The organism is Aquipuribacter hungaricus (assembly GCF_037860755.1).
GTDB classification, from domain to species: domain Bacteria; phylum Actinomycetota; class Actinomycetes; order Actinomycetales; family JBBAYJ01; genus Aquipuribacter; species Aquipuribacter hungaricus.
In genome coordinates this window covers 1-5,510 of sequence record NZ_JBBEOI010000229.1, presented here as the reverse complement: position 1 = coordinate 5,510, position 5,510 = coordinate 1, and the positions used below count along the sequence as shown (strand labels likewise).

The 5,510-nt window shown below is 77.0% G+C and carries 7 protein-coding genes and 1 pseudogene; all 8 read left to right on the top strand.

Features of this window, described 5'->3' with window-relative positions; genetic code table 11:
- Positions 1-274: pseudogene (locus WCS02_RS16855) on the top strand (DAK2 domain-containing protein); the annotation flags it as partial.
- 1 nt (position 275) lies between these two features.
- Positions 276-2,534 carry an ATP-dependent DNA helicase RecG gene (locus WCS02_RS16850; RefSeq protein WP_340295336.1) on the top strand — a complete coding sequence of 753 codons (2,259 nt, stop codon included), beginning with the start codon at positions 276-278 and terminating at the stop codon, positions 2,532-2,534.
- A gap of 40 nt (positions 2,535-2,574) precedes the next feature.
- Positions 2,575-3,126: a 16S rRNA (guanine(966)-N(2))-methyltransferase RsmD gene (gene rsmD, locus WCS02_RS16845; RefSeq protein ID WP_340295334.1), complete on the top strand. Its 552-nt coding sequence runs from the start codon at positions 2,575-2,577 to the stop codon at positions 3,124-3,126.
- Entirely contained in the window at positions 3,123-3,644 is a 522-nt protein-coding gene (gene coaD / locus WCS02_RS16840; protein ID WP_340295332.1) for a pantetheine-phosphate adenylyltransferase, read from the top strand. The genes rsmD and coaD overlap by 4 nt, the downstream gene beginning before the upstream one ends.
- A gap of 127 nt (positions 3,645-3,771) precedes the next feature.
- A complete protein-coding gene (locus WCS02_RS16835) occupies positions 3,772-4,404 on the top strand; it encodes a YceD family protein (protein ID WP_376984088.1) in 633 nt (210 codons plus the stop codon).
- Position 4,405: 1 nt separating this feature from the next.
- Positions 4,406-4,603: a 50S ribosomal protein L32 gene (gene rpmF / locus WCS02_RS16830; protein ID WP_340295330.1), complete on the top strand. Its 198-nt coding sequence runs from the start codon at positions 4,406-4,408 to the stop codon at positions 4,601-4,603.
- 77 nt (positions 4,604-4,680) lie between these two features.
- Positions 4,681-5,364, top strand: coding sequence for a ribonuclease III (gene rnc / locus WCS02_RS16825; RefSeq protein ID WP_340295328.1), 684 nt, complete (start codon positions 4,681-4,683; stop codon positions 5,362-5,364).
- A 3-nt stretch (positions 5,365-5,367) separates the two neighbouring features.
- A partial coding sequence (locus WCS02_RS16820; RefSeq protein ID WP_340295338.1) for a DNA-formamidopyrimidine glycosylase family protein occupies positions 5,368-5,510 on the top strand: 143 nt, incomplete at its 3' end.

Here is a 5,510-nt window from a genome sequence, read left to right as displayed (position 1 = left end):
CGCGAGCACCCCGGCGGGCCCCTGCCGGCCCGGCGACGCCGTCGGCACCGTCGGCCGCGACGTGGTGGCCGTCGGCACCGACCCCGTCGAGGTCGCGGTGCAGGTCGTCGAGCACCTGGGCGGGGACGTCGAGCTCGTCACCGTCCTGCCGGGCCTGGACGGTGCGCCCGTCGCCGCCGCGCTCGCCGCGCGGCTGCGCGCCGACGGCCGGGTGACGGTGGACGTCTGCGGCGGCGGCCAGCCCCGCTACCTGCTGCTGCTCGGGTGCGAGTGACGTGGCCCCCGCCCCCGCCGCCCCGGAGACCCCCCGCCGCCTGGACACCCCGCTGGAGCGGGAGCTCGGCCCCAAGACCGCCGAGCGGCTGGAGAGCCTGGGCCTGCGCACGGTCGCGGACCTGCTCGAGCACTACCCGCGCCGCTGGACCTCCCGCGGCGACCTCACGTCCTTCGACGGGCTGCGCGAGGCCGAGCACGTCACCGTCCACGCCGACGTCGTCAGCGCCACGAGCCGCCACATGCGCCAGCGGAAGGGGACGATCACCGAGGTCGTCGTCACCGACGGCCGCACCCGGCTGGACCTCGTGTTCTTCAACCAGCGCTTCCGCGAGGGCCAGCTCAAGCCGGGGGTGTCCGGCTTCTTCTCCGGCAAGGTGAGCCGTCGCGGCGGACGGTTGCAGCTGCTGCAGCCGGACATGCAGCTGCACGGCTCGGACGACTTCGACCGGGTCGTGGCCGAGGGCTACGCCGACGAGTGGGCCGGGCGCCTCACGCCGGTCTACCCGGCCACGGCGAAGGCCCAGACCTGGCACGTCCAGGCCGCGGTCCGGCAGGTGCTCGACACCCTCGTCGAGGACGAGGTCCCGGACCCGGTGCCCGCGGACGTGCGCGCCCGGCACGGCCTGCTCGGGCGCCTCGAGGCGCTGCGGCTCGTGCACTCCCCGGCCGACGACGCCGAGCGCGAGGCCGGCGAGGCCGCGCTCCGCTTCGCCGAGGCGTTCGTCCTGCAGACCGGCCTGGTGCGGGGCCGGGCGCGCGCCCGCACCGTCGAGGCCACCCGCTACGTGCCCCGCCCCGGCGGGCTGCTCGAGCGCTTCGACGCCGCGCTGCCGTTCACCCTCACCGACGGCCAGCGCCGGGTGGGGGAGCAGGTGCTGGGCGACCTCGGCTCCGGGCACCCGATGCAGCGGCTGCTCCAGGGCGAGGTCGGCTCCGGCAAGACGCTGGTGGCGCTGCGGGCGATGCTCGCCGTCGTCGAGGCGGGCGGGCAGGCCGTGATGCTCGCCCCCACCGAGGTCCTCGCCGCCCAGCACGCCCGGTCCCTGTCCGCCGCGCTCGGCCCGCTCGGCCGGGCGGGGACGCTCGACGGCGACCCCGACGGCACCCGCGTCACCCTGCTGACCGGCTCCGCGCCGACGGCCGTGCGGCGCCGGGCGCTGCTCGACATCGTCACCGGCGAGGCCGGCGTCGTCGTCGGCACCCACGCCCTGCTGTCGGACACCGTCGAGTTCCACGACCTGGGCCTGGTCGTCGTCGACGAGCAGCACCGCTTCGGCGTCGAGCAGCGCGACGCCCTGCGCGCCCGGGGCGTCGGCGTCCACGTCCTCGTCATGACCGCCACGCCCATCCCGCGCACCGTGGCCATGACGGTCTTCGGCGACCTCGACACCAGCGTGCTCGACGAGCTCCCGTCGGGGCGGCGGCCGATCACCACGCACGTCGTCGGCCTGTCCGAGCGGCCCGCCTGGGCGCAGCGGGTCTGGCAGCGGGTGCGGGAGGAGGTCGACGCGGGGCGCCAGGCGTTCGTCGTCTGCGGCCGGATCGGCGCCGACGCGGGCGAGGAGGACGGCGCCCTCGACGCCCCGGATGCCGGTGGCGATCCGGACGGGGCGGACGGGCCTGAGGACGGCCCGCAGCGCCCGCCGGCGGCGTCGGTCCTGGACACCATGGAGCTGCTCGCGGTGCAGCCCGCGCTCGCCGGCTGCCGGGTCCGCATGCTGCACGGGCGCATGGCGTCGGAGGAGAAGGACGCCGTCATGCAGGAGGTGGTCGGGGGCGGTGTCGACGTCCTCGTGGCGACCACCGTCATCGAGGTCGGCGTCGACGTGCCCAACGCCACCGTCATGGTCGTCCTGGACGCCGACCGCTTCGGGGTGTCCCAGCTGCACCAGCTGCGCGGCCGGATCGGCCGCGGCGGGCACCCGGGGCTCTGCCTGCTCGTCACAGGGCTGCCGCCGGGGGCCGAGGCCCGGGAGCGGCTCGACGCGGTGGCCTCGACCACCGACGGCTTCGAGCTGGCCCGCTTCGACCTCAGCAGCCGCCGGGAGGGCGACGTCCTCGGGGCCGCCCAGTCCGGGGCCCGCTCGTCGCTGCGGCTGCTGCGCGTCGTCGACGACCTGGACGTCATCACCGCCGCGCGGGCGGAGGCCGAGACGGTGCTCGCCGAGGACCCCGCGCTCGAGCAGCACCCCGCGCTCGCCGAGGCGGTCGAGGTCGCCCTGGCCGGCGGGCGCGAGGCGTGGCTGGCCCGTGGCTGACAGGCTGCGCGCGTGAGGACCGCCCTGTGAGGACCGTCGCGTGAGGATCGTCGCCGGCAGCGCCCGGGGCCGTCGGCTCGCCGTCCCGCCGGGGACCGGGACCCGCCCCACGTCCGACCGCACGCGGGAGGCGGTGTTCGGCCGGCTCGACGCGTGGCGCGCCGTCGACGGCGCGGAGGTCCTCGACCTCTACTGCGGCTCCGGGGCGCTGGCCCTGGAGGCGCTGAGCCGCGGTGCCGCGGGGGCGGTCGGGGTGGAGGCGGACCGGGTGGCCGCCCGGGTGGCGGCCGACAACGCCCGCACCCTCGACCTGCCGCTGTCCGTCGTCCAGGACCGGGTGTCCCGCTACGTCGCCGCCCCCGGCCCGTCGTTCGACCTGGTCCTGCTCGACCCGCCCTACTCCCTCGACGGGCCCGAGCTGGCGCAGGTGCTCGGCGCGGTGGCCGCGCGCTGCCGGCCCGACGCGGTCGTCGTCGTCGAGCGCTCCGCCCGCAGCCCGGAGCCGGTGTGGCCGGCCGCGCTCGACCCGCTGGAGCCGAGGACGTACGGCGAGACCAGGGTGTGGTTCGCCGAGCTAGCGTCGCCGTCATGACCGCACCCGCGACCGGTCCGCAGGACGCCCCCCGCCTGGCCGTCTGCCCCGGTAGCTACGACCCCGTGACCCTCGGCCACGTGGACGTCATCGCGCGGGCGGCCGTGCTCTTCCCCGCCGTCGTCGCCGCCGTCGTCCACAACCCGGGCAAGGCGGGGCTGTTCCCCACAGACGAGCGCGCGGAGCTGCTCCGCCAGGTGCTGGCCGAGGACCCGCGCACCGCCGGCGTCCGGGTGGACGTCGTCGCCGGGGGCCTGCTCGTGGACTACTGCCGAGAGGTCGGCGCCGTCGCGGTCGTCAAGGGCCTGCGCGGGGGGACCGACTTCGCCTACGAGCTGCCGATGGCGCTGATGAACCGGCACCTCACGGGGCTGGAGACGGTGTTCCTGCCCGGCGCACCCCGCTACGAGCACATCTCGTCCTCGCTGGTGAAGGAGGTCGCCCGCCACGGCGGCGACGTCTCCGACCTGGTGCCGCCGCTGGTGCTCGGGCCGATGGCGCGCCGCCTGGCCGGCTGAGGCGTCCGGCGGCCGTGCCGGGCCGGTTTGGGCCCGCCCCCGGCGGACGGTACCTTTGGCGGCTGGCCCTGCCGCGACCCACGTCGCGCGGGCAGCTCCCACCCCAGACTCCCCAGGAAGGCCCCACGTGACCCCGACGGTGCGGCAGGCGCGGCTCGACCCGCGCGCGCCGCTGGTGATCGACACGCACGAGCTCGGCCGCCGGCCGGGGACGATGCTGTCGTTCCAGCGCGACGTCCCCGCCCCGGAGGACCTGGGCAACGGGGTCATCGGCGTGAGCCCCGGCTCGCCGCTGTCGCTGGACCTGCGCCTGGAGGCCGTCATGGAGGGCGTCCTGGTGACCGGGACCGTCGTCGCCACGGCGACCGGGGAGTGCGTGCGCTGCCTGGACCCCGTCACCGAGGGCGTCGAGGTCGACGTGCAGGAGCTGTTCCTGCACGCCGCGCCCGAGGAGGCCGACCCCGACGCGGACGCCCTCCCGCTGATGGACGTGGACCTGCTCGACCTGGAGCCCACCGTCCGCGACGCCCTGGTGCCGGCCCTGCCGTTCCAGCCGGTGTGCGACCCGGACTGCCCCGGACTGTGCTCGCGCTGCGGCGCGCGCCTGCTCGACGACCCCGACCACTCGCACGAGGACAACGACCCGCGCTGGGCCGCCCTCGCCGGGTTGACCGACCAGCTGGCCCAGGCAGACGCCCGGTCCGGCAACGGGACGGCGACCGCCGCCGACCCCGCTGGCACGAAGGAAGAGACGAACTGACATGGCCGTCCCGAAGCGGAAGATGTCCCGCAGCAACACCCGGTCCCGTCGGGCCAACTGGAAGGCGGCCCCGATCACGCTGACCACGTGCCCGCAGTGCCGCGCCGTCCGCCGCCCCCACATGGCGTGCCCGACGTGCGGTGCCTACGACCAGCGCCGCTACACCGAGGCCCTGCGCACGGACCGCGAGCAGGCCTGATCCCTCGGCCCGTCCCTGAGCCCCTGACGGGCCCGGGCCCCGAGCGCACCGCCCTGGCGGAGGCGCTCGGGGTCGAGGTGTCCCCCCAGGGGCTCACCCATGCCCTCGTGCACCGCTCGTTCGCCTACGAGAACGGGCAGGTCCCGACCAACGAGCGCCTGGAGTTCCTCGGCGACGCCGTGCTCCAGCTCGCGGTCACCGAGGAGCTGTACCGCCGGCACCCCGAGGCCGACGAGGGCCTGCTGTCCCGGATGCGTATCGCGGTGGTCAGCCGGCCGGCGCTCGCCCTGGTCGCCCGCGCCCTCGGCGTGGGGCCGGCGATGCTGCTGGGCCGCGGCGAGGAGATGACCGGCGGGCGAGACCGCGACTCGCTGCTCGCGGACACCGTCGAGGCGCTCATCGGCGTGGTCCACGTCGAGCGCGGCCCCGAGGCGTCCCGCGACCTCGTCCTCCGCATCACCGCGCCCCTGCTGGACGCCGCGCCCGGCGAGGGCGTCGACCACGACCACAAGACCGTCCTGCAGGTGCTCGCCGCCGAGCGCGGGCTGCTCCCGCCGGTCTACGAGCTCACCCGCACCGGCCCCGCCCACGACCCGGAGTTCTCCGCCGTCGTCGTCCTGGCCGCGGCCGAGCACGGCACCGCCGACGTCGACGGCGACGCCGCCCGCGTCGAGGGCCGGGGCACCGGGCGCAGCAAGAAGCTCGCCGAGCAGGCCGCGGCGGCCGCCGTCGTCCAGGCCCTGCGCGCCGCGGCAGGCTGAGGCGTGCCGGAGCTCCCCGAGGTCGAGAGCGTCCGCCGGGGCCTCGCGGGCCTCGTCGTCGGCGCCCGCGTCGCCGACGTCGCCGTGCTGCACCCCCGCCTGGTCCGCCACCTGCCCGGCGGGCCCCACGCCTTCGCCGCCCTGCT

What these genes read in the sequence shown, in the direction of transcription:
- coaD (WP_340295332.1), top strand. Translation starts at nt 3,123, where the DNA reads ATGACCGCACCCGCGACCGGTCCGCAGGACGCCCCCCGCCTGGCCGTC.
- rpmF (WP_340295330.1), top strand. Translation starts at nt 4,406, where the DNA reads ATGGCCGTCCCGAAGCGGAAGATGTCCCGCAGCAACACCCGGTCCCGT.